This window comes from Kouleothrix sp. 19917, from assembly GCF_057073505.1.
Window position 1 is genome coordinate 7,611,266 of sequence record NZ_CP097099.1, and the last position, 25,263, is coordinate 7,636,528.

Here is a 25,263-nt window from a genome sequence, read left to right on the forward strand (position 1 = left end):
GAATTGCGAGATAGTCCCGTATCGGATATCTCCTTATCAGTCTTCCAAGTGTTCCATGTCTTGCGCAGCCAGGGCGATGCCCCTTACTATCCCTGCCCGGTTTCCCAATGCTGGCGCCACGATATACCGATCAATCGCACCGAGAATCGCGGGCGCCTGGACATAGCCGTTCAGGAGCTGCTGAACTTCTGCTCGAATAAGAGGAAAAAGGTGTGCTTGCTCCATCACGCCACCACCGATAATGATTCGTTCAGGCGAAAGTGTGCAAATGAGATTGACCAGCGCGAGCGCGAGGTAGCGCGCCTGTAAATCCCAGGCAGGGTGATCGGTTGCGAGCGTCTCCGCCGGCTGGCCCCAACGCTCGGCGAGCGCCGCTCCAGACGCCAATCCTTCCAGGCAATCGCCGTGATAGGGGCAGTTGCCACGAAAGGGGTCGCGCTGCCAGTCGTGCGGGATACGTATGTGCCCCATTTCGGGATGAATGAGCCCATGGAGGCGCCGCTCATACGCGACGCCTCCCCCGCCGATACCTGTGCCAACGGTGATGTAGATAGATATCGTGCACCCTTGCGCGGCGCCCCAGCGATACTCACCCAACGCGGCTGCGTTCACGTCGGTGTCGACGCGGACGGGAACTCCGAGCGCCTGGCGTATTGGGCCGGCAACATCGGTGTTCGCCCAGCCTGCTTTCGGGGTGGACGTGATGTATCCATAGGTCGCGGATGTGGGGTTGAGGTCGACTGGCCCAAACGAGCCGACGCCGATAGCCTTTAGCTGGCCGAGGTGCTGGTGATCCTGAAAGAAGCCGATGGTGCGTGCCAGTGTCTCTGTGGATGTGGTGGTGGGAAAACGTGTCTCAGCGCGAAGGTCGTCCGGTCCACTGCCGATCGCGCACACCCACTTGGTGCCGCCGGCCTCGATGCTTCCATACACAGTGTTGTCCTGAATTGTGCTGGTCATCATGCAAATTCCTTGCGTTCCTCAAACGACGAGGGCGCCTGTGTGGCTGCGGCCGTGTCCTGCGAAAGCAATAGCAACGCTTGCCCTCTGAGAATCAGATCGTCCGCAGCTGCCATACATCAAGGCCGATTACGTGCGCCTCGCCCCGTTCGGCCAGAAGCGCCACTCCCGCGCTGTCCGCACGCGTCGGATAGATCCGGCTGGTGATGCTGACACGGCCATTGGCAAATACTTCCAGCACCGACCGGTCGAGGAAGATATGCAGTCGCAGCGGCTCATCCAAACCAAGAATCAGCGGCGCAACGTGCAGGCTTCGATCGTTCCCTGAGTCGAGGCTCGCATGCGTGCGATCGACGACCAACTGGTGCAGCACGGTATCGTAGACAATCTGGGTGTACTCCGATCCGTCGGGAGAGCGACGCACGATGACACCGCACAGTGCCTCGCGCGCGGAGACGAGGTCGACAATCAGCTCCAGCGTGTCGCCGCTGACGTCCGGCACAACGACCACTTGGCCGGACGGCAAACCTGTGGCTGGCATATGCGTATGCTCGGCTCGCAGCGCCGCCAATTCAGGCACCGGCTGCATACAGACCTGTCCGTCCGGCCCAAGCGACAGCATCCGTGGCAGCGACATAGCGCCCGACCAGCCAGAGGCCAGCTGCGCTTCAGCGGTGCGTCCTTCGTGAACCCAGCCGAAGATGATCCGGCGGCCCTGTGCGTCGGTGAACGACTGCGGCGCGTAGAAGTGCCTGTCGCCATAGTCGAGCTTATGCTCAATCTTAGGGATGAAGTGGTGGTCACGATAATCGCCGACCATCGCTGCACTATAGTGCAGCTGCCCATGATCCCATACCAAGATCGCCAATATCTGCCGGCCGCCCAGGCAGTAGAAATCGGGGCATTCCCACATGGTGCCAGTCCAGATCGGCGTGTAGCGATGTGCATCGCCCACGAGCAGCGGATGCACGTATTCCCAATGACGCAGATCGGTTGAGCGGTACAGCAGCACCGTCCCGCCCTGCCCTTCGATACCTGCGCCCATGAGCTGATACCACGCGTCATCCTCGCGCCACACCGTATGGTCGCGGTACTGTACCAAATGCAGATCCGGCGGCGGAGCTGGGATAATTGGGTTGCCGTCATGCTTTTGCCAGGTCAGCAGGCCATCGGTACTCGTCGCCAAACACGCCCGCTGCTCGCCGTCACGGTTCCCACTGTAGATCAGTGTCGGCACTCCGTCATTGTCCACCGCCACGCCCGACCAGCAGCCATCTTCGTCGGCCGTGCCGGCCTCTGGTGTGAGCGCAATCGGCAGATGTCGCCAATGGACCAGGTCGGTGCTGACGGCATGGCCCCAGTGGATGGTGCCATGGAATGGGCCGTTCGGATTGTACTGGTAAAAGATGTGATACTCACCATTCCACTGGATCAACCCGTTTGGATCATTCAGCCAGTTTGCCGGCGGCAGGAAGTGATAGCCTGGCCGATGTGGATCAGCCGCAGCACGCTGCGGTTCGTTCGTCTCCATGATGTTGGCTACTCCCCTCTCCAATCAAACCTTACCGTTCTTACCTTCCCCCAGGCCGCTGGGTTCAACCTCGTATCCCACGCGCTCGGCGAGTGGGAGGCTTCCGTAGGGATCGAGACCTCCCGACCGCTGATACCAGTAGGTGACGACGGCATACAAGCATACGTTGCCATCGTCCCACCGATTGCCCTTGTACTTCTCAATGTATCCCTCAAACTTTGAGTGAAATGGGACATCATCACAAATGTGAAAGCGGCTCACTGAGGTATGCCCGTTTCCATCGAGCGCGACCATTGGCTGGGACGCGTAAGGGCTGTCAAACGTGGGGAACGGAGGCTCGGCCGCCCATGCATAGCCCACATAGTCCTCAGAGCCGGTGCCGAAGGTTGAGGGAAAGACCTCACCATCCACAAAGAACTTCTCGTCGCCCTCGCCCCACCACCAGTCGACCGATTTCTCGTTCCACTGCCCGTACCACCAGGTGGCGGCCTCCTCACGGGGTGGTGTCCAGCGATTCCAGACGTGCAGATGCATGCCACAGAAGCGCCCCTGTCCCTCTACCAGCAGTAGCGGCCAGTCGATGTCCCGGCCCGCCTCGCGTGCGCGTTCGAGAAACGCATCACGGTGCCATTTTGCGTGGAAACGTAGCAACTGATCGGCTGGTTGCGCCAACGGCTTATGGCAGACCTGGAATGTGAACGTGCGCGCGGTATCACCGTCGTTCGTGATTGTCATCTGCGCGCGCATGGCAAACGGCATAAACCAGTGACAATAGAAGCCACCGTCAGTCATGCCAAGCGGTAAGGAGCGGTAGTAGTTCACGCCTGGCGCCGTGCCAAAGAAATCACCCAACGGCGCCCACACACTTGCCGCCGCATCATCGTCCCAGGTGATGCTCAGTGCGAGCTCGCGCAGCACCCGCTGATCCTCTGGCGACGCAGGCAAATCGTGTGGTAGCACCCGGATCCCCGTTATGGCCCGGTTGCCATACAACGTGCAGATGGGGAGTGTCACGCCGGGCGGCACGGTCAACGTGATACGATCGACCGTATCGCCGTTACTTCGAGGCAGGGCCCAGCCCCGCTGCGCCAGCGTTCGGTCTGCCACCGCGAGTGCGATACATGTGTCACGGTCGAAGACTCCCGTGAAGCGCGGCAACTGTGTTTCTGATGGGAAGGTTGTATAGGTAAAATGATAATAGGCGCCCCACTCTGGAGCCAGGCGCACCTTGCACGAGCGGTTATACGGAATGGGAATGTACCGATTGCGCCCGCGTGAAAGTGTCGGTGTAAGCGAAGGAAAGTTGAGCGGCGGGATCTCACCGTTGAACCGATCAAACAAGTCGCGGAACGGCATGTCAACCACCGGTTCGGGGGCATCGTCAATGAAAATCTGCACATGCCCGTCGCGCGGCAGTGCCGACCAGATACGCCAGATGACGCCTGGACCTTCGCGCTCAAAGACGACCATCCAGTCGCCCTCCATACGAATGAAACCTGTGCCATCTTCATTGGCATCCCAGTCCTCGTATGTCCCAGTGTCGGCGTTGTAGCGCGAGCGGCGATCGTAGCTCGAACAGCACCCACCCTGTTCGTCCGGGGCCGGCGGCTCGGCGAGGCGTTCGAGGTCCACCAGCCGCCGGATCAGATCAGTATAGGAAAGCTTCACTGTCAGCCCTTTCGTACTCCTTGCAAAAACAGGCGCGCTCGTACTGTGTCCACCAGAAGAGATGCGAGGCGCTCTCGAACGCTCCGTCGCTTCCAACGATACGCGGAGTATAGGAGAGCAGGGCGCGGCGACGCCAGAGCGCCGAGCAGATGGCTTCCGGACTAGGCAGTGGCCGCCTTAACCCTTGATCTCCTGCACTGTCAGCGCCTCCACCGGAATCTCACCGAGTGATCGGATAGCTGAATCTGAATGACCAGCCCTGCGCAGCGGCTCGACCACATCACGTTGAAGGTCGGGCACATAGCAGATGATGAGATCTGCCGTTCCGAGTGGGATGATCCGAACTTCGCCTATGGCGGCGGGAAGAATACACGACTCACCGTGCTCCAGCCGTTCATCGTGGCCGCCATAACAGATGCGGATCGTGTCAGCAACATTGGATAGTGTTAGAAAGCGCCGTGGATGCGACGGCTCAACATGCGGCTCTCTAAGCGACCAGCGTTCGAGCGCAAAGTATGGGCCGGCACAGCACGTGGTATATCGGTTGAGACCATGCTCTCGAATAAGGCCGGCGGTAGGACGCGGTTGATAGTCGGTACGGAGCTCCTCCAGGGCCGCGTTGATATTGGCTTCCCAGATTTCCACTGGCAGCGCAGCGCCAGTCCCATCGTCTGGCATTACACTCTGCCCCAAGTTTGATGTCTGCTGGACTTCGAAGATAAGAGTAGCAGGTCCGAAGCTATGAATCACGCCACCCGGCACATAGACGGTGTCACCCGATTGAATCGAGTAGCGCGGCATCACCGCGTCGTACGCTTGTGTCTTGAAGGCTTCGAAAAACTCAGCTCGTGAAACGCCTGGCTTTACGTTGGCCAGGATCGTGGCGCCGGGCTTAGCCCACAAGACATGCCAGGCTTCGGTTTTCCCATTTGGTTCGGCATAGACACGCCGGGCGATCTCATCGTCGGCATGCAGATGGACCGGCAGCATGTGTGATGCGTCCAGAAACTTTAGGAGCAGCGGAAAATGCGGCCCGCTCCATCCCTGGCCAATCAGTTCATCTGGGAAATTCACAACCAGGTCATGCACGGTGCGGCCTGCATGATGACCGTTGAGAACTGTGCCGGTTGTGTCCCGATAGTCGCTGACTTCCCAGGTCTCGGCGATGACTCCTTCTGGAAGGCCCTGTTTGCCCAGCAGATCTGGAATCAGACGCTCACCAAAGGTGTAGGGGCGGATCTGAGCGGTCAGCTTGATAGGATACCATTCCAAGGCAAATCCTCCTTGAAAAATCCTCTTACAGCCAAATCTCCGAAAAGTTCGTAAGAGGACAGCTGCGAGCCACGTCGATCGCAACTGTTGTCAGGCACACTTCTTACGAACCTTACACGATTCAGAGTTGAGGAATGGAGAGGCTTAGGCCCTTCCATACATTCCCACGTGTAATGTTCACATCTGACAAGGGAAAGCTTGCTTTAGCCGGGGACGATGAATGTCATCAACTCGCCAATCAGTTTCTTCAGGGAACCTCGGCGGAATTGGTTCACCAATCGCGCATAGCTCGCCTCACACAATAAATGTTCGTAGACCGCGCGACTGACCTCTATCGTGTAAAGCATTGAGTCGAAAATCACCATTTGCACACCTCGCTTACTGTTGGTTCCAGAGCAAACGGCCACCATCTCTAGTTTCCGTCGCTCGGTGCTACTGTACATACCGAGTATTTGATACTCGGTATGTACAGTAGCATCTAGATGTGCAAATGCCCTGTAAAAGATATATAACTCGTCTATCAATAAGACGCGGCTTCCAAGAAAAGTGAGGCGCTTTCATTCAAAGTGGCACTTGCCGTCAGTCTCAAAGAGGCCCGCCAAGTGTAAACCGATAGCCTAAGGCCGAAACATTCTCGATATACCTGGGGTTCTGCGGGTCTGGCTCTATCTTGCGACGTACACGGCTGATTAACCCGCGCAACAGTTCAGAGTCTCCCCGATTTTCATATCCCCATACGCGCTCAACAAGGATGTCGCTTGGCACGGTTTGTTCGCGGTTGGATACCAGCACATAGAGAAGGCGAAACTCGAGACGGGTCAACCGTTGCGACGCTCTTCCTTCCACAGTGACCGAACGGGTTGCCGAATCCAGTGAGAAATTCTCTAGCTGGAAATGGTTGAGGACAGATTGGGGGACCATGTCTACGCGGCGAAGCAATACCTGGACATAGGCGACCAGGACGCGTGGTCCGACCGGACGCATTAGCACGAGATCTGCGCCTGCCTGCAAGATGTCACAGTGCACGGCTTCTACCACCGGATCTGTTATCACCATCAGTGGGGTATATGTGATCTCGCGGATATCGCGAACGTGCTTAAGCGCCGCAGTTTCCGCATCGCTGGTCAAAATAATGAGATCGGCTACATTTTCTGACCAGTCGGCGAGGACCTGTTTCATCTGAACGTGAATTTCCGCTTCGACTCCAGCGTAAATAATCGCCTGGCGGAGAAGATCTCCTTCGGCCATGTCAGTAGCAAATACAATAACGTTCATGGTTCTACAGCTCCCGCCACCTCGTCGTTTGAATCTACTAACCCAGAAGCGCTAGCCCGCTCGGATGCGCTTGGCCACGGTGATCTCATTTTATATGTCGCAATTGCTTCCTACTGGCACGGCTGGCGCGGCCCGACTATAGATGCTCAACGACTGACCAATCAGCGTTGGGACAGGGAGTGATAGCGATCGGCCGCACAGGCGAGCCGGACGCGCCCTGCAGTGCCAGCGGCAGGCAAACGAACAATACTTTTTGGCCTAAGAGACGATCCAGATTCGTCAGGCTTTCCACAATCAGCACGTCGTGTTGGAGCAAAGTCATATGGCCCGGCCGGTCGCGGTTACGCGTGTTGTCGATGCCGCCGTGATCGGTACCAACCAGGCGCACACCTAGCTCCACCAGGTACTCGGCGGCGCTGCGGCCGAGCCCTTTGCCGCGGGCATCTTGACGGCATGTATGTAACAACAGAAACCAGCCGCGCTTTGGCTTGATCGGCATGCGTGCAATCGCCGCTATGAGGAGATCGGCTTCGATCTGATCGTCGTCTCCGTCCGTGAGATCGCAGACGACCGCTGGCCCGATCATCCGGTGGAGCGAGATTTGGTCAACACTTGCACCGCCACGGATGAAGTGATTTGGTGCGTCGACATGCGTGGCGCAGTGGTCGCTCATCACGACCAGGTTGGCCGCAAATCCCTCGCACGGCGGGTCGAACTTTCCGGCTGCATCGCCGATACGCAGTAAGGGTACGATCGAGGTCGTAATGTGTGCGTGCAAACCATTTGTGATTGGCTTCGAAAGATCAATAATTTCCAACGTACGTCCTTTCCGCCGCGTGCTAGGCGCCGCCAGGCGGAATCACTCTGCGTTCCTGCAAACAATCCAGGTCGAAGCGCTTCTGTAGGGCTTCGGAAAGGGCACTATTCGCGTCGATCTCCGAGACGCGGCGGGCACCAACGATAGCTGTGGACACGCGCGGGTCGGAGAGCACAAAGTTGAGCGCCAGTTCGTTGAGATCGAGGTGCTGCTCGATCGATGGCCAGGCTGCGCGCATCAACTTCTGGAAGATACCGCTGGTCAGGGGCCGCATCGCCACAACGCCGACATTAGCCTCCTGCGCCCACCGGAGAGTATTGTGCCACGCTCCTTGATAGATAACGTTGTATTTGATCTGAATCACATCGAAGAGGCCAGTGTCGAGAAACGGCCGTAGGCTCACCGGCTCCTCACAGGTGATGCCGACAAAACGGATCTTGCCTTCCCGCTTGAGCTGATGGAAAGCGTCCATCGGTCCGCACTCCAGGATCCAGCGGAAGTCGTCCGGCATATATGGTTCGCCGGTGTCACCATGAAATTGAATGACGTCCAGGTAGTCCGTGCGGAGCCGGCGCAGTGAACCTTCCACCGATTGCAGGATCTGCTCTTTGTTGCGCCCTTTCCAGGCCGTCTTCGTCGCAATGAGGACGTGAGAACGCTGGCCCTCTAGCGCCAGACCCATTAGTTCCTCACTGCGGCCGTCACCATAGCCCGGAGCAGTGTCGAAGTAGTTGTACCCGACGTCGACAGCGCGGTGAAGTGCGTCGATCACAGAGCGCGTCTCTCCATCGCCCTGGGGATCCCATACCTCATTGTAGTTAGGAATGCCGATCGGCGCGCCGCCACACCCAACTTCAGAAACGCGCAGGCCGGTTCGGCCCAGATCCCGGTATTGCATCGCTCGTTCCTATCTTCATCCGTTGCGCCCCGCCAAGTGCTCGTCTGGTGAGACCGAATACGCCCGCCCGGCAGAAGAGGACGGGTATCTTCCGTCCTCTCCTGATAACCATGGTCTCTATCGGTGGCACGCTTATTCGGCGAGATCAAAGACCACGATCTCATGATCCAGCAATCCGGGTAGCACTGCCTCCACCCACTCGCCCGATCGAGTCACCGGTAGGGTTTGGCCAGACACAAGACAGCGGGCCTCGCGTACGAATGAGATTGCCTGTGGCACCCGCACACGCACAATCTGTTCGCCGACCGGCAGCAGTTCGTGTACCGGAGCTCGCCAGATGTCCGGATTGGTAAAGTTCACGAGGTGCACCTGTAGGCTCTGCGCCTGGCGGTAGGGGTGCATCTCGATCAGACCTGGCCCAGACAGCTGGGCGGGCTGTTGGCCGCGGAACGCCCACTCGATACTACTGCGCAGTAGGCGGCAGAAGTCTGGCGCGTTGGTGGACAGAAAGAAGGAATCTACATTTCCTGGCCAGAATACCCGTCGACCCTCACCAGGGTTCCCCTCCGCCAGCACGAGGAGGGGCAAGCCACTATCCCCGGTGCGGGTGAATGCTTCCTCGGGCGGGTAGCTTGGGTATGGCGGGACGAGCGTGAGTGCCGCGCCGTGCACGCCGCTGGCGGGCTGCACCGGCACGACATAGTCGCCGCCCAATGTAAGCTCAGTATCTTCCAGGCCGGCCAGCAGGCAATGCGGATCGCGATCATGGTGCAGCTGCGCGTAGGCGTGGGTCAGCGGGCCGAGAATTGGGCTGCGCTGTGCAACGCCGAGCACGTCGTCGAGGGCGCCGCGCCCGCGGGGCTGGCCCCATTCGTCGTAGGCGCCCGTCTCGAACGTGGCCAGGATCGCCCCACCTCTGCGCACAAAATGCCGCACGTTCTCGGCCTCTTCGTCCGAGAGCGCCGCCACATGCGGGAGCACCAGCAGCTTGTACTGAGCGAGTGCTGTTTGATCCAGCCGGGATACATGCGCCAAATCGAAGGGAATGCGGTTGCGGAGCAGCGCGTAATACATCCCGCGAAACGAATCGCCGCCGGGATGCGCTGGCGCAGGGCTGTGCAGAGGCGCGTCACTGCGCGATGGCCGGGGCAGGAAGCGCTGCCGATCGTGGAAGACGAGCGCGACTTCGGCCAGGCTCTGCCGGTCGCACAAATCATCCTGATGCGCATGATGCCAGCGATACATGTCTGCCAGCGGGCCAAACTGGCGCTTGTCCTGCTGCACGCCGCCGATAATCGTGAACCACGGGCGCGAGTCGGCAAGCAGCGCGTCGGCAATGTACAGCCGGTACTCAGCTTCGGGCTTCGCCACGTGACGAGAGTAGCTATTGGACGAGAAGATGTGAAAGTAGGGCTTCTGGGCACGGGTCAGCGCGCGCATCTTCTTGCCCTGTTCGCCGACAGCCCACAGCGGGTGGCTGCCACGCCGACTCTGATTGTCTACGTTGATCATCTCGGCCAGGTCGGCCAGAAGGCCCTGGTCAGAATGGTTGCCCATCCAGAATGCGCCCGGCTTTTGCTCTTTCACAACCCCATCCCAGAAGCGCCACAAATCCTCCAGCCGTCGTTCGTGCCATATGATCCACTGTTTCCAGGCCAGATCGTTTGGGTCGGCAGCCGCGGGTAGCTGAAAGCCGGTTGCGTCGAAGAACAGGTCGCGGCAGCGTCGGCAGTAGCAGATCCGCCCGCGCCCATCCCACTCGCTGCAGAAGATACCGTCGACGGCGTAGTTCTCAAGAATCTCGCGCATGATCTCCGGCACAAACTCCCAGTAGTAGGGGCCGTTCATGCACGGCACGTAGAGCTCCGGCATCGCGTGCTCACGCATCGGCTGGCCATCGCGCTCGACCGCAAACCAGTCGGGATGGCGCCAGTAGACGTCTTCGTAGGACTCGCCAGGGTCGATGCGCCCCAGCACGCGCATGTTGCAGCGCTTGACCGCCGCCACCAACTCACCAAAGAGATCCCGGTCGCCCAGCCAGCGCGAGCGATGGTGGTCAGGTAGCTTTGTGGGATAGTAGGCGACGAGCCCGCCAGCGTTGAGCGTGATGCCGTCGAGGTGGATGCTCCGCCAATAGTCCTCCCACCACGCCACGTCAAACTCGGGCGGCTCAATTTCGCGGATGTTTATCTGCCCCCAGCGCATCGCGCGCCGCGTCCAGCTCAGATCGTCTTCTGCCAATGTGCTCTCCTTTTCCTCCGAGGTGCGCATCCTCGGTGACTCACCCGCATGGCGCCTATCATCGGACTCGTCCCGAATCAAGAAACGCGAGCAGGCTCCATCCCCGCCACCAGCGGGCGGGCGGCTTCAATCGTGTCCTCATAGGCATGTGCCGCCCCAGAAAGCACGTCAGCCACCATGGTTGGGCGGCCGGTTGTGGCCGCCTCCAGGCAGGCATATACGACTGCCAGCGCCTCAAGCGCCCGCTCGCCACTGCTTATCGGCGCGCTGCCTGCGGTGATCAAGGCATGCAGCTCGGCGAAGGAGTGCGCCATTGGGTCAGCGGGAATTCGCTCGTCCAGAAAGGGCTGGATCATAGCGTTCAATTCCTGAATCTCGCCGCGATCCCGCTGGACCGTGCCGGAATCAAGACTGACGACGCCCTGAGTGCCATAGATTCGGACGGCGCCGAAGTGTGCGCCGTGTCCGGCCGAGGCGACCAGCCAGTGGCCGAGCGCTCCAGCCTCGAACCGAAGCGCGGCCATGGCAGAGTCTTCGGTGTCGACCGTGAATGAGCCATGCCGCTCGTCTTGACGCACTGGCTCGAAGGTCTTCGCCAGCGCGTAGGCCTCGGCGATCGGGCCCAGCGCCTCCAGAAACCAGTGGGCGCGATGCACGCCGTGGTCGACGAACCAGCCCGCGCCGGCCATGCCTTTCAGGTGCCGCCACGGTGTGCGTGCGAAAAACTCGCCGTAGAGGATCGTGACAGCATAGTCCAGAAGCATGGTCGGCGCCCCGACAAGGCATCCGTCGTGAAGCGTGCTCAAGATGGCGCGCGTCTTTCGGCCCAGCACAGCGGGCTCTGATACGACCATCGCCCGGCCCTTTTCCTGGGCGTACTCGATGATGCGCCGCCCCTCGGCAATCGTGATGGCAATCGGTTTTTGGACCTGTAGATGCAGGCCGGCGTCCAGACAGTCTTTGGCAATCTGCCAATGCAGGTTATGCGGCACTAGGAGGGCCGCCACATCCAGCGCTTCGCGCTCCAGCATCTCACGATAGTCGCTGTAGACCGACGGACGGCGTCCCAGGACCGCCTCAGCCTCTGCCGCGAGCGCCTCGCGCGCCTCCAGACGAGGGTCGGCAAGCGCCACCAGCTCATACAGCTGCTGTGCGCCTTGCCCATGTTGCTGGTTGGCCTCCGCCACGCCGCGCAGGTGTGCTCTGGCGATCCCACCAGTCCCAATGAAGGCCAGTTTGAGAGTCATGGGTTCCTCCTGAAATGTATCAGCGTTCCGTCTGATCATCCCAAATAGACGCTAAGTGGTAGAGCGTAAGGGAAGAAAGCGTCACCGTGCCGCCGTCGGCATAGATTTCGAGTTTCTGAGCACGCTGGTCTGGGAAAATGAGGTCTGCCAGATACGCGGCGCCGTCGTTGCCGAAGACTTCGATCGAACACCGATCCACGAAAATCTGCAGCTTCAGCCTGCCGTTTGTGAAGCTAAGGGGTGCAATGTGACGAGTCGGAAAACCGGGATGAAAATCTGATGCGCCAGAGCGTGTGCGATCGACGAACAGCGTTTCGGCCGCCACGATATAGCCAATTCGTGTTTCTTGATGCTCGCCGACTCGAATGCGCAGACCAAATTCGCTTGCCAGCGTTTTTCGCTCAGCTACTTCAAACTCGGCGATAATCTCGCAGGCATCGGCTTCCATTCCCGCCAGAAAGTTGCCATCCCCTGTAGGGTGCTGCCATCCGATCGCCAGATCATGCCAGGTGTGCGTCTCGCGGCGAAGTACTTCCAATTCACGCACCGGCTGCTGAACCAGGCGGATCTCTTGTGCATGGCTTCTCAACGTCAAGCCGCGCGGTAGAGTCAGCATCCCCTGCCATGAATCTGTGGGAACCTGCCTAGCATAATTCCAATGGCTCATCCAGCCTAACCAGATCCGGCGCCCATCGCCATGAGGGATATCTGACCAACTCACGGCGGCATAGTCGTCTGCGCCATACGTGGTAGGTAGCGGGCCGGTCAGCGCACTGAAGCACTCGCCGTCAAAATCGCCCACGAAATAGTGCATCGAGATAGCACCGCCTCGAACATGTATGGGTGTTGTGGAGCTGACGTTCAACACCCATTGAATGTGGGCGGGGTCCTCATCCACAGGTAGCGCAAACAGGTCCGGGCACTCCCAGACGCCGGGCAAACCATCGCTCATGAAGCGACTCGTGAACACCCACGTCCGCAGGTCGGTTGAGGTGTAGAAGCTGGCGCTGGTGCCGGTCGCCAGCACCATTGCCCAGCGCCCGGTTGGCGCATGCCAGAAGACTTTCGGATCGCGGAAATCCCGTTCTGTGCTGGTAAGAATCGGATTGCCAGCGTACTTGCTCCATGTCCGGCCATTGTCGCGGCTGAACGCCAAACTCTGGCTTTGCGATTGCGGCGTGTGGTGCGTGAAAATCGCAACCAGCCCACTCCCCCCATCGAAAAATCCGCTCGTATCGTTCCAGTCCACGACCACGCTACCTGACCAAATGTCGCCCAGCTCATCTGGGGCTAGAGCGATAGGGAGATGCTGCCAATGGATCAGATCGGGGCTAACGGCATGGCCCCAGTGGAGAGGCCGTTTGTGCTGATAGAAGAGGTGATATTCACCTTGGAAGAAGACCAGGCCGTTGGGGTCGTTTATCCAGCCCTGTGGTGCCGTGAAATGATACTGTGGGCGAAAGAGATCGGATCGTGTTTCTATCATGTTCAACCTATATGTCTTCAGCAGGAATCGTCACTTACGTGGTGTCTGTAGCCGAAGCCCACGCACGTGTGCCGCAGTTCCATCCGCAAATAGGCCGCAGCGGCCGAAGGGATTGGCGTACATGCGCGCGCTCAGCGCGACCTGGTCGTTGATATAGGCAACCACGGCGGTCTTGTCGACGATGATCTGAAAGCGAAGCGCTTCACCAGGGCGGATCTTCAGCGGTCGATCCAGCTCGGGCATATGGTCGACGTACCAGGAGCGGTAGCCGCCGACTTTGCCAAACTCCAGGCGCTGGCCTTCCAGATTAAAACGCAGGAAATAGCCCGTATCGCCGGCCTCATCCACCCGCAGCAGCAGGCCAGCCGCGCCAGCAGGTCGATCGAAGCGAATCTCCCCTTGCAGCAGGTATGTCTCCGGCATTTTCTCACTCAGGGCCGTGCTGTACCCGTAGAGGGCTTCGGCACGCCATCCATCGTCGCTCTGACTCCAGCTCGGTTCGAGGCGCGTGAGATCAACGTTCTGCGCAGCGTCGAACGCCCGCGTCGCCTCGGGCGGCATACGCACTGCAAGCCGTCCATCCTGGTTCTGAACGATCTCATGCACGGTCAGGCACCCGCCCCACTCCCATTCGCCATGGTCGACATTGCCTGACTTGGTTGGATTCCAGCCGAACAAGAACCGGCGCGAACCGTCGGAGGCGCTCTTGGCCGCGTAGAACGCGCGGTTGTCGAACTGGTTATCCGCGGGCGCGACCCAGGGGCCATCTGGCGACCGGCTCATCACGTAGCGGGTCGTCGTGTGGGTGGTGTACTCCGAAAACACCAGGTAATACCAGTCGCCGATCTGGAACCAATCGGGGCACTCATGCCCGTGATAGCGGCCGGGCGCATAGAACGGCTTCTGCACTGTCCAGTGGCGCAAATCATCGCTGGTGAGCAGGCCCGTGCAGCCCCGCCTGAAGAATGGCCCCTGGTTCAGCCGGGCCGCCAGGATCATGGTGTAGCGGCCAGTCTGTGGATGTTTGAAGACGAATGGGTCGCGCCAGTCATGCCGCTCATAGATCGACTCGTCGGCATACCAGACCTCCTCGGGAAGCTTGGTCCAGGTCACCAGATCGTCGCTGACCGCGTGCAAGAGCGCTTGCTCGTGCTGGGTATCCGTGCGCAGGTATGGGTTGATGCCGGTGTAAAAGATGTGGTGCTTGCCGTGCTCGTCGGTATACACGCACCCCGTCGCCACGGTGTGATCTTGTTCGTCGATACGCCCCTGCGCAAGCGCCTCGCCGTGATCTTCAAAGTGCACGAAGTCATCGGTCGAAATGTGGTGCCATGCGCTGCCAAGCCCATATGATTCCCGATCACGATGGTCGCGGAGATAAAATACGTGGTACCGGCCGTCATGGTAGTGCGGAATGCAGTCGCCAATCACGCCGGGGCGCGGTTTGAAAAAGAAGTTCACGAGGTGATTCCTTTCAGCTGAAGTTCTTCGGCGCGATGGCATAGGACAAAATGCTCCGGCGAAATTTCGCGCCACTGCGGCGTTTCGCTCTTACATCGTTCCGTTGCGTACGGACAGCGCGGGTGAAAATAACAACCGCTCGGTGGATGGGCAGGATTCGCGACTTCGCCCTCCAGCACCATCCGTGTCGATTTGCGCGTTGGGTCCGGCTTTGGCATCGCCGATAGCAGCGCCTCGGTGTACGGGTGCCGCGGGTGGCTAAAGACTTCGGTTGATTTGGCTTGCTCGACAATCTTCCCCACATACATCACCGCCACCCGGTTGGAGATATGCTCTACCACCGCCAGATCATGGGCGATAAAGATGTATGACAGATTGAGCTCTTGCTGCAAATCTTTCAACAGGTTGAGGATCTGCGCCTGGACTGACACGTCCAGGGCGGATACCGATTCGTCGCAGACAATCAGCTTTGGGTGGCACACCAGCGAGCGCGCGATACCAATGCGTTGGCGCTGGCCACCGCTGAAGGCGTGCGGATAGCGGCGCAAATGGCGCTCTTCCAATCCAACGAGCTTGAGCGTTTCAAGCACCTTCTCACGCACCTCTTTCCCGCGCGCCAACTTATTATAGATAAGCGGCTCCTTGACGATATCAAGCACGGTCATACGTGGGTCGAGCGAGGAATACGGGTCCTGGAAGATCATGTGAAAGTGTCGCCTGGCCGCCCGAAGCTCTTCGCCTTTTGCCGAGGTCAGATCCATCCAGCGATCGCCAACTTGAAGTTGCACCTGTCCACTGGTCGGCTCGATCGCCCGCACGATCATACGGCCCAGGGTCGTCTTTCCCGAGCCAGATTCGCCCACAATCGACAACGTCTCACCTGCGTTGACATGCAAATCCACGTTGTCTACTGCGCGAACCTGGCCGATCACGCGCTTCATCAGCCCGCGTGTGATGTCGAAGTATTTGGTCAGACCCTGAACACTAAGAATGCGCGGATCCATAGTTGGGCTAGATATTGGTCCACTCATCTTCTGGCTCCGTTTCCCCGCTATACAGGAAGCATCGTACGAAGTGCCCGGCTTCCTTTTCCACCAGCGCGGGCATCTCTTTATCACACAGGCCGGGCTTCGCGAACGGACAGCGCGAGACAAATCCGCACTGCCTGGGCAGGTCGATCGGGGCTGGCACGGTCCCGCTGATTACCTCAAGTTTATTCACCCGCTCCCCAGGCTTGGGAATCGAGCGCAGAAGCTTCTGAGTGTAGGGGTGCTGTGGCTCAGCGAATAGCTGCTGCGTGGTCGTGCTTTCTACCACCTGGCCCAAGTACATCACATACACGCGATCGACAGTTTCCGCGATCACCGCCATATTGTGGGTGATGTAGACGACTGACATGCCCTCTTCGCGCTGGAGATCTTTCATCAGTTCGAGAATCTGCGCCTGGATGGTTACATCCAATGCGGTGGTGGGCTCATCCGCAAGGATGATCTTCGGGCTGCAGCTGAGCGCCATGGCGATCATGGCGCGCTGGCGCATGCCGCCGGAGAGCTGATGCGGATATTCGTCGTAGCGCTGGCTCGGGTTGGAGATACCCACTCTATTCAGCAATCCGACGACATGATCGCGTATCTGCGCGCGATCGAGATTGGTGTGCAGCGCCACCATCTCACTGATCTGGTGGCCAATCGTATAGACGGGTGAGAAGGCGGTCATTGGTTCCTGGAATATCATCGCGATTTCATTGCCGCGGATGGAGCGCAGCTCCGACGAGTTCGGATTCAGAGCGAAGATATCCACACAACTTCCGTCCTTACGGTTCAGCTGCGCGGTTCCCTTGACGATCTCTCCTGGCTGTACTACCAGGCGCATAATCGACTGGGACATCACGCTTTTGCCGCACCCGGACTCGCCGATAATGCCAATGCTTTCCTGATCCCCGATTGTCAGATCGACGCCGTCTACCGCCTTCACGATACCTTCATCGAGAAAGAAGTAGGTTTTCAAGTCTCGGATTTCTAATCGGTTCATATGTTGTACCTTCATGGTACTGATCGTACCGCTGGTTATTTGGTGGGTACACCCCAGATCGAATCGAGCTGCCATGCGCTGAGATCAACGAGCGTGACCCCGCCGTGCTCCGAAAACAATCGAACCCCCAAGCTATCTGGATTGGGAAACATCAGCGCCGACATTGTCACTACCCCATCGTTGGCGAATACCTCGATCGACGACTGGTCGACAAAGATATGCAGCCGGATCGTTCCGTCGAGCGGGTCGAGCGGAGCGGTCATGTATTTGGCGAAACGGCCGTTAAACCCGGCATTCTCTGAGTTCATGCGGTCGAGAAACAGCGTGGAGGTGCGCGCGTCATACCCGACGCTTACTCCATAGCTGCCGTTCGCGCTCGTCGTGATGCCAAACTTCGCGTTCGGGTCGGTGATTCGAAAGGTTGCATCGATCTCATAGGTGTTGTGAGCCGGTGTGAACTCTGCGAGCGGGGCAACTCCTGCTATGGCGCGCTTGCCGATCTTGATAGGGGCCTGGCGCAGCTGCTCCAAAGCGGGAACTGGATGCTGCACGATCCGCAGCCCGCCCGGGTACGACTGCAAGCCGATCTCGCGCGGAAGCGCCAATGCACCTTTACCCCACGAGGTTGGCACGTCATTCGCATATTCCCAGTTGCCCAACCAGCCCATGGTCACCACGCGATTTTCGGCATTGTCGTAATCGCGATACGTGCGGACGGCGTAATAGTCAGCTCCAAAGTCAAGCCAGTTGGCATGCTCGCGCCCGACCAATGCTGGCGTGTCGGCGAACATGATCTGATCAACATTGACGTGCCCGAAATCGGCAATCGTGGTATCGTCAAGTATTTGAAGCTGAGCCCGCTTGCCCTTGAACTCTGCGACATCCCAGCTGGCCCATTTCATGTTATCGGTGCCATCTCCGGTTGCCGATCGCACAACCGCCCCATCGATGAGCAGGTTCACCGCAGCCTGGTTAGGATGATTTCCGCCCGAGATCAGGAAGTTGACAAACGCCGTATCGATCGTGAACGCCGGCGAGGTCATCTTGACGTTGCCGCGATCGCCTGTGGTCACGCCTGGTGTGTAGGTGCTCAGAAATCCGGAGCCAATAAACCCTGTGACCTGATAGTGACCAAGCCGCCCCACGTTTCCAACCGCGAGTGGGTCGCCTTCCACCGTCCAGCCCTCCGGCAGTCCGGTTTCGAAGTCGGCAAACATCTTGCCTGGCAGCCCTTCGCCGCGCAGGAGATAACCGTTCAGCGCCGGATCGAGCGTGAATTTCTCGCCATCAAAGTCGCCAATGAAATATTGCTCTCGATTAGGGCCCATCCCACAAAGCAGTACCCATTTCTTGTGGTTTGGGTTCCCATCTACCGAGAGTTGAAAGATATCGGGCACCTCCCAAACCTGCGACTGTGCTCCAACCGGGCCGAAGTCGCTGAGGTGCTCCCATCGCTTCAGATCTTTCGAAGCGTAAAAGCTGACTTTGCGATCGTCTGACAGAGTAATGATCATGATCCAGCGGCCAGTCTCGGGATGATAGAACACCTGCGGGTCACGAAACGCCGGCCGGTCGGAATCGAGCACCGGGTTCTGATCGTAGTAGATAAAGCTCTTGTAGTCATAGCTGATCGACAGGCCCTGGTTCTCCTTGTTTGTGGCCTTATGGTGCATGGTATACACGGCAATCATCGGCGGCTGGTTCGGATCGACGCCGAAGCCGCTCGTGTTGTTGAGATCCACCACCACCGAGCCGGAGTAGTATACAAAGGACCGGTCGTCACCAATCATTGGTTGAATGCGCTCGTTCCAGTGCACCAGGTCTTTCGATTCAGCGTGACCCCACCAGAAGACGTGGTACAAGCCATTGAAGCGAACCATGCCGTCGGGATCGCCCAGCCAACCTTTGGCGGGCGAGAAGTGATACTGCGGACGGAACGGCTGCTGGTAGCGCGAAGGATCAGAAATCAGGTATTCCGGCTCGTCGCGCGCCACGGACGTCGCCTGATACTCTTGCGGTGTCTTGGGTTCGAGCGCCGGCGCAGATACGTTGGTCGCCTGCGCCGGCGCTGGCACTGGTGTTCCTGTCGCTCCCGCCACGGTCGCTGGAGCATTCGAGCTGCTTTGAGGCCTGGAGGCCGGTTCCGCATTATTCATAGATTGGCATCCTATTAACCCTGAGACAAGCAAGCAGTAGATCACGAAACGCTTATACATAAAAGCAAACCTGTGTGTCGCCGATGCCAGGTATGCATCAGCGAGAGTATGGGTCGGCGGCGTCGCGCAGGCCATCACCAACAAAGTTGAACAGAATCACCGCCAGGATGATCGCGGCGCACGGGGCGAGCAGCCAGGGATAATTGGCGATCACGGTCACATCCTGCGCCTGTTGGAGTAGTGAACCCCAGCTTACGTCAGGCGGGTTGATGCCCAGCCCGAGAAAGCTCAGCGTGGTCTCGCCCAGGATCATGCCCGGGATGGCGATTGTGATACTGACGATCAGGTAGCTGGCAAAACCAGGCAGCAAGTGCCTAAAAATAATCGCCAGATTGCTCGCCGAGGAGATTTTGGCGGCCATGACATAGTCTTCTTCGCGCAGCGAGATAATCTTCCCGCGCACGACCCGCGCCAGCCCGGTCCAGCCCACGAGCGACAGAATGACGGTGATAGCGAAGAACTTCTGGATGCCGGTCCACTCGCGCGGGATGGCAGCAGACAAGCCCATCCACAATGGAATCTGCGGAATGCTGATCATGAACTCAATCAGCCGCTGGATCAGCAGATCTACGACACCACCGAAAAACCCCGAGATACCGCCCAGCAGGATGCCCAGGAAGAAACTGATCAGTACGCCGGCAAAGCCGATGAAGAGTGATACGCGTGCGGCATGCACGATCCGTGAGAATACATCGCGCCCAAGCTGGTCGCTGCCCAGCAGTAGGAACGGCTGATCAGACGTGCTACCAATCAGGTGTAAATCGCCTGGGATGAGGCCCCAGATTCGGTATGGCTCGCCTTTGACAAACAGCCTCAGCGGAAAACGCTGGGTGGTGTCTTCCACAAAGGTGTAGGTAAAGGTTGCATCGTCCAGCTTGCTCACCCGTCCATAGGTGAACGGCAAGTGAAGATTGCCTTCGGCGTCGCGAATGTGAATCCGTGATGGATTGGCAAAGAGCAGATCCCCGAAGCGGGTTTGGGGATCATACGGAGCCACGAAATCTGCGAAGATCGCGATCAGGTACATGACGACGAGCAGGTAAAAACTGATTGTGGCGAGTCGATGCTTTTTGAATTTGGCCACCATCAGGCCATACTGCGAGGCTTCCTGAAGCTTTTCGGCGGTGCGTTGGCGCCGCGTGCGGGTGCCACGATAGCGCCGCAGCAGCTCGCTGGATCGGCGATCCACATAACGCTCGGTTGCATCGTCGGCCGAATGCGTAGCTATTTTTTGCATATGCGTGTGTCTCTGTTCGCCAGTAGCTTATTCAAAGCGAATTCGTGGATCAGCCCATGCCAGGAGAATATCGGAGATCAATGTACCGATAATAGTCAGCGAGCACAAAATCAGCACGAATCCGCCGGCCAGGTACATATCTTGTGCGACCACAGCGTCGAGCATCATGGGGCCGACTGTCGGGATATTCAGAACCTTGGATACCACCAATTCACCGCCAACGATGCCAGGCAGCATCCACCCGATGGTGCTGATGAGCGGATTGATGGCGATCCGAATCGGGTACTGTAGGATAACCCGCCATTCCGGCAAACCTTTGGCGCGCGCTGTTGTGACGTACTGCTTCTTCAACTCATCCAGCAACGACGCGCGCAGCACACGGATGATCCCGGCCGATCCGGTGACCGACAGCACTACCAGTGGCAGCCAGGTATTTTGCATAAGGTTCGCGAATTTGGCGAACGACCATGGGGCATTCTGATATTGTGGCGAGAACAGCCCGGTGGCAAGATAGCCGGTGCGGGCAAAGACAATATACAGCAGCACCAGCGCCAGCAGAAAGGATGGCACCGACAACCCCAAAAAGCTGAGGAAGGTAAAGAAGTAATCCCAGACGGTGTATTTCTTCAGCGCAGACAGAATCCCGATCGGAATAGCGATAATCCAGGTCAGCAGAATAGATACGAGTGAAATCGCCATCGTGCGCGGAACGCGCTCCCACAGCAGGTCGAGAACTGGCCGCTGGTAGCGAAATGAATTGCCAAAATCGCCGTGGAGGACGATTTTGGAGATCCATAAGAAGTACTGCACCAGTACGGGTTGATCGAGCCCATATTGCCGCAGCAAGGCTTCTCGTTGGGCCGCGTTTACGCTTCCACCTTGGAGCTCAAGATTATGAATATAGGTATCGGCAAAGTTGCCAGGCGGCAGTTGAATAATCAGAAAGGCCACGATCGATACGAGAAACAGCAGTGGGATGAGAATGACAACTCGGCGCACAATGAAGGCTACCATAGCCACGCCTTTCGATAGCCCTTTCGGGCGGATGAAGAGAAGGTACCTCGCAAGCTGCTGCAGATTATCGCGAAGAGCATATGAGTTGAGCCACAGAGAGCATAGAGATCAGGTCCAATTCTCTGTGATCGCTGTGACTCAATCGTCTTGTCCTCGGCTATAGATTGTTGGCGGCCCGGTTCGAGCCTCCGTTCCCTATTCGACCTTATGCCTGGGCAAACCAGTACGACTCGGCATTGATGTAGACATCCAGATCAAAGGGCGACCCCTCTTTGGGCAGGTTTTGCAGCTTGGCGTCGACATACGCCGGCTTGATCTGTGGCCCAACGGTCGGGATCATGACATAGTGATCGGAGAGCCACTGCTGCAACTTCTGATAGATCTCCTGGCCCTTATCAGACTCGGGCGGGTACTGCTTCCGCGAGACGTGCAGGTCATAGAATTCCTGGATATACGCCGGGGGCTTGCGGCCCTGCTTGCCGCCCGAAGTGAAATACAGCCAAGTCATCGGCGACCACGGACCTTTGTGGGATGGTAGATAATCCTCCGAGATACCGCCGCCCCACGCCGGACCATCGTTCCAATGCAGGGAGGCCATCATTTGATTGGCGGCCTTGCGCTGATCCCAGAGCGAATTGTCGACGACTTCGATCTCGACCCGCAGGCCGACTTTCTGGAGCTGTGCCTTCAGCAGCTCGGCCACGGGCGAAACATCAGGCGCCTGGTTCGCATGGGTCAGGCGTAGGATGAATGGTTGGCCATCCGCTCCAAGGCGCAGGCCATCGCCACCCTTTTTGTCAAGGCCCAACGCGTCGAGCAGTTGGTTCGCCTTGGCCAGGTCGGGACCAGTGTCATTCTTAGGCACTGCGTCGGTGGCCTTGCCATACTTTTCAAAGTAAATGGTTTTATTAACCTCGTTCGGGTCCATGGCTGCGGCAATCGCTTGTCCAAAGCGGTTTTGGGAGTCGGTGATCAGTTTCTGCCAGAAGCTCCCTTCCTTATCATACTCAAAGTCGTGATTGAGGAACAGAAGCACTGGATTGTTGAACGAGCCGGTGGTAAACACGCGCTTGCCGAATTTCGTGGCGTTGGCGACGATCACCGGCATACTATTCAGCGCGATCGTATTGCCACCGACCAGGTTGACATTGCCAGCCATAACGGCGTTGAGCTGCGCCTTGTCATCGATCGAAATGTTGTTGACCACTCTGTCGATATAGGGCAGTTGGTGGCCATCCGAGTCGACGTGCCAGAAATACGGATTGCGTTCGAATACGCGGCGCGTGTCGGTCGCTTCGGTAAGCATCCACGCATTCAGCACTGGCATACCTAAGGCGCGGAGCTCGCCGCAATCCCAGTGTGCCGGGTCCTTCGTCGTGAGGAGTGTGACCCAGTTTGTTTCGTTGGCTTCCTTAAGGCGGGCGTCCAGGTCCGCTTGCTTGGCGTATTTGGCATGGAACTGTTTCAAGTAGTGCGCTGGCTTGATCAAAATGTCATAGCTGGGGATCCACGAGTTGAGAGCGGCGATGAACGCGCCATATGGTTTGCTGAACTTGAGCTCAAAGTTCGTATCGTCGATGATTTTCAGTTCAGCCGGACCCAGTTCAGCGCTCCCTTGGGTGAGAAGCTCGGTAGGCCAGCCGCGCTGCACGTCGGGATCCTTATACAGATCCTCGAAGGCAAAGCGAACGTCCCCAGTAGTTACCGGCTCGCCGTCCGACCAGCGCAGGCCCTTACGAAGCGTGAACTTATAGGTGGTATAGTCATCCGAAAAAGAGAATGCGCTGACCACGTTCGGCTTGGATGCTTTGGTCGTCTGACCTGGCGAGCGCAGGATGGTGCTGCTCTGCGCGATGTTCAAGAACCCTGAGCCGAAGGTCGGCGCGATAGTAATTTCGCCACCATACTGGCCATTTTGCCAGGTGCCGTATTCTTCCTGGATCAACGTACCCGCGCCGACGACGAACACTTCTTCTGGCAGACGTTGGTCGATCGGCAACACTTTGCCCGACTTGATGCGGTCGGCCAGGAACGGAGGCTCGATAAATCCATGGGCAGACTTGGCCCCAGCGGCGGGTGGTGCAGCGGCGGCTGGAGCGTTGGTAGCGGCTGTCACCGCCACAGGAGTAGTTGAGGCACCATCTGAGGCGGCTGGAGCAGCCGGAGCTGAGCTTTCGCAGGCGGCGATGAGCACACTGGCAGATCCAGCGGCTGCGGCGATGAGGAACTCTCGCCGAGACATCTTTGTTCTAGACACGATCATGTTCCTTCCGTTGTGCATCTATAGTTCTTGGATCGGACGATGGTGGGGAACAACAGCCGAGTTGATTCGAAGAAGCTTGTCACCTCCTTCTTAGCATCGCTGGCACGGGCGTCGTGGCAGCGGCTATACCTATGTCAGGGTATCTTCTTACGCAAGTAAATGCATTTACTTGCGGACATATTAGTACCGGTCAGCGTATTGTCGCGCCAAAATTAATAAGCGATGGGACGAATTGATTCGCGTATGATAGCGGTGCAAGGCTCAAGGTGCTGCAGTGGCGTTGTGGCAGCAGGATGTTCGATCTGGTTGAGGAGATGCTGCACAGCCCAGCGACCCATGTCGTAGTGTGGAAGTAGAACCGTTGTCAGAGCTGGTCGAAGATAGGCGGCAATAATCTCCTGATTATCGAATCCGACGATTGAGACATCTTGCGGTACACGGAGCCCGAGATCCCGCAATCCATCGTAGGCGCCCATCGCAGTGCGATCATTGCCGCAGAACACCGCAGTTGGCGGTGAATCCAAGCGCATCAGCTGCTGGATCTGCTCGTAGCCGCCGTCCGCCTGCGCATTGCCGTGCCGAACCAGCGTTGGATCAAATGCGATACTAGACATCGCCAGCGCTTCGCGATAGCCCTGCAGTCGTCCTATAGCCGCCGGGAGGTCAGCCATAAGATTGATAAAGCCAATCCGCCGATGGCCCTGTGAAATAAGCAGCTCTGTTGCCATCCGCCCGCCGCCAACTTCGTCTGGGACAACTGATGGTAGAGAGCGATCGGCGCAATAACAGTCAAGTAGAACGGTCGGTACTTCCCATAGATTCCGAGGCGGTTGAACTTCCTGATGATAGACGGCCGCATAGATGATACCCTCGACCTGCCGATCGAGGAGAACTTCGACGGCTGCCTCGAGAACTGAAGGATTACCCCCGGCATTGATAATAATGAGCATCTTCTCGTTATCCCAAGCTAGTTCCTGCGCGCCTTTGATAACTTGACCAGCGAACGGCGTTGTGGCGACCTCATCAGTTACGAAGCCAATCGTGTGAGTCTGCTGAGTTCGCAAGACTTTGGCAGCCGCATTCCGCCGGTACCCGAGCGCTTTAACCGCTTGCCAGACACGTTCCCGAGTTTCCTCCGGGATATTGGCATAAGGAACGTTGTTGATCACAAATGAGACTGTGGTCGGCGAAAGTTCAACCGCACGCGCTACATCGGCGATGGTTGGATAAGGTTTCTTATTTCGCGGCATGGTATAGCTACTTCTTAGTAAATGGATTTACTAAGGGTATAAAATGAAGCAAGACGTGAAAGATGCGGGATGAGACGGAAATGATGAATACATTTGATATTTAGTTAGTAAATGGTTTTACTGACGATATCACAATTCTGTATTGTTGTCAAGTGGCAATTTTAAGCAAGCAGCTCACGATAGCTAACGCACATTACGGAACGTGACGCCCTCAGAAGGCGTAAAAGGCTAAGAAGCTCTTGGTCTCCACTACGGAGGCCAAGAGCTTCTTAGCCTTTTGTAATCACCGATTTTCAGCTTACGAACGAAAATGTGCGCTGCGACTCAGAACCGATATGCGCTGCGAACCAGGAGCATATCATACCGTGTATGATTGATGACAAAACCAGCGACGTG

The 25,263-nt window shown here is 57.9% G+C and carries 18 protein-coding genes; all 18 read right to left on the minus strand.

What is annotated here, in order from left to right; all coding sequences use genetic code 11:
- Nucleotides 1-36 precede the first annotated feature (36 nt).
- Nucleotides 37-963: an ROK family protein gene (locus M1P90_RS30605; RefSeq protein ID WP_483699531.1), complete on the minus strand. Its 927-nt coding sequence runs from the start codon at nucleotides 961-963 to the stop codon at nucleotides 37-39.
- A 91-nt stretch (nucleotides 964-1,054) separates the two neighbouring features.
- Nucleotides 1,055-2,491, minus strand: coding sequence for a glycoside hydrolase family 32 protein (locus M1P90_RS30610; protein WP_483699532.1), 1,437 nt, complete (start codon nucleotides 2,489-2,491; stop codon nucleotides 1,055-1,057).
- Nucleotides 2,492-2,515: 24 nt separating this feature from the next.
- The gene (locus M1P90_RS30615) at nucleotides 2,516-4,159 is read right to left on the minus strand and encodes a glycoside hydrolase family 172 protein (protein ID WP_483699534.1); all 1,644 of its coding nucleotides are present in this window, start codon (nucleotides 4,157-4,159) and stop codon (nucleotides 2,516-2,518) included.
- Nucleotides 4,160-4,336: 177 nt separating this feature from the next.
- Complete coding sequence (locus tag M1P90_RS30620) at nucleotides 4,337-5,431, minus strand: class I mannose-6-phosphate isomerase (protein WP_483699535.1); 1,095 nt, start codon at nucleotides 5,429-5,431, stop codon at nucleotides 4,337-4,339.
- A gap of 585 nt (nucleotides 5,432-6,016) precedes the next feature.
- Nucleotides 6,017-6,706, minus strand: coding sequence for a winged helix-turn-helix transcriptional regulator (locus M1P90_RS30625; RefSeq protein ID WP_483699536.1), 690 nt, complete (start codon nucleotides 6,704-6,706; stop codon nucleotides 6,017-6,019).
- A gap of 136 nt (nucleotides 6,707-6,842) precedes the next feature.
- The gene (locus tag M1P90_RS30630; RefSeq protein WP_483699538.1) at nucleotides 6,843-7,523 is read right to left on the minus strand and encodes a cyclase family protein; all 681 of its coding nucleotides are present in this window, start codon (nucleotides 7,521-7,523) and stop codon (nucleotides 6,843-6,845) included.
- A 22-nt stretch (nucleotides 7,524-7,545) separates the two neighbouring features.
- Nucleotides 7,546-8,421, minus strand: a complete 876-nt coding sequence (locus M1P90_RS30635; RefSeq protein ID WP_483699539.1) for an aldo/keto reductase — start codon at nucleotides 8,419-8,421, stop codon at nucleotides 7,546-7,548.
- A 132-nt stretch (nucleotides 8,422-8,553) separates the two neighbouring features.
- Complete coding sequence (locus M1P90_RS30640) at nucleotides 8,554-10,662, minus strand: alpha-amylase family protein (RefSeq protein WP_483699540.1); 2,109 nt, start codon at nucleotides 10,660-10,662, stop codon at nucleotides 8,554-8,556.
- A gap of 77 nt (nucleotides 10,663-10,739) precedes the next feature.
- Nucleotides 10,740-11,909, minus strand: a complete 1,170-nt coding sequence (locus M1P90_RS30645; RefSeq protein ID WP_483699541.1) for a Gfo/Idh/MocA family protein — start codon at nucleotides 11,907-11,909, stop codon at nucleotides 10,740-10,742.
- A 19-nt stretch (nucleotides 11,910-11,928) separates the two neighbouring features.
- A complete protein-coding gene (locus M1P90_RS30650; RefSeq protein ID WP_483699542.1) occupies nucleotides 11,929-13,395 on the minus strand; it encodes a glycoside hydrolase family 32 protein in 1,467 nt (488 codons plus the stop codon).
- A gap of 30 nt (nucleotides 13,396-13,425) precedes the next feature.
- A complete protein-coding gene (locus M1P90_RS30655) occupies nucleotides 13,426-14,856 on the minus strand; it encodes a hypothetical protein (protein ID WP_483699543.1) in 1,431 nt (476 codons plus the stop codon).
- The gene (locus M1P90_RS30660) at nucleotides 14,853-15,860 is read right to left on the minus strand and encodes an ABC transporter ATP-binding protein (protein WP_483699544.1); all 1,008 of its coding nucleotides are present in this window, start codon (nucleotides 15,858-15,860) and stop codon (nucleotides 14,853-14,855) included. Before M1P90_RS30660 ends, M1P90_RS30655 begins: the two co-directional genes overlap by 4 nt.
- Before the next feature lie 7 nt (nucleotides 15,861-15,867).
- Nucleotides 15,868-16,887, minus strand: coding sequence for an ABC transporter ATP-binding protein (locus M1P90_RS30665; protein WP_483699545.1), 1,020 nt, complete (start codon nucleotides 16,885-16,887; stop codon nucleotides 15,868-15,870).
- Between the two features lie 35 nt (nucleotides 16,888-16,922).
- Entirely contained in the window at nucleotides 16,923-18,962 is a 2,040-nt protein-coding gene (locus M1P90_RS30670; RefSeq protein ID WP_483699546.1) for a glycoside hydrolase family 32 protein, read from the minus strand.
- A 178-nt stretch (nucleotides 18,963-19,140) separates the two neighbouring features.
- Nucleotides 19,141-20,340 (minus strand): ABC transporter permease, encoded by a 1,200-nt coding sequence (locus tag M1P90_RS30675; RefSeq protein WP_483699547.1) that lies wholly within the window; start codon nucleotides 20,338-20,340, stop codon nucleotides 19,141-19,143.
- A 27-nt stretch (nucleotides 20,341-20,367) separates the two neighbouring features.
- Complete coding sequence (locus tag M1P90_RS30680; protein ID WP_483699548.1) at nucleotides 20,368-21,354, minus strand: ABC transporter permease; 987 nt, start codon at nucleotides 21,352-21,354, stop codon at nucleotides 20,368-20,370.
- A gap of 205 nt (nucleotides 21,355-21,559) precedes the next feature.
- The gene (locus M1P90_RS30685) at nucleotides 21,560-23,611 is read right to left on the minus strand and encodes an ABC transporter substrate-binding protein (protein ID WP_483699549.1); all 2,052 of its coding nucleotides are present in this window, start codon (nucleotides 23,609-23,611) and stop codon (nucleotides 21,560-21,562) included.
- A gap of 218 nt (nucleotides 23,612-23,829) precedes the next feature.
- A complete protein-coding gene (locus tag M1P90_RS30690) occupies nucleotides 23,830-24,867 on the minus strand; it encodes a LacI family DNA-binding transcriptional regulator (protein WP_483699551.1) in 1,038 nt (345 codons plus the stop codon).
- Between the last annotated feature and the right edge of the window lie 396 nt (nucleotides 24,868-25,263).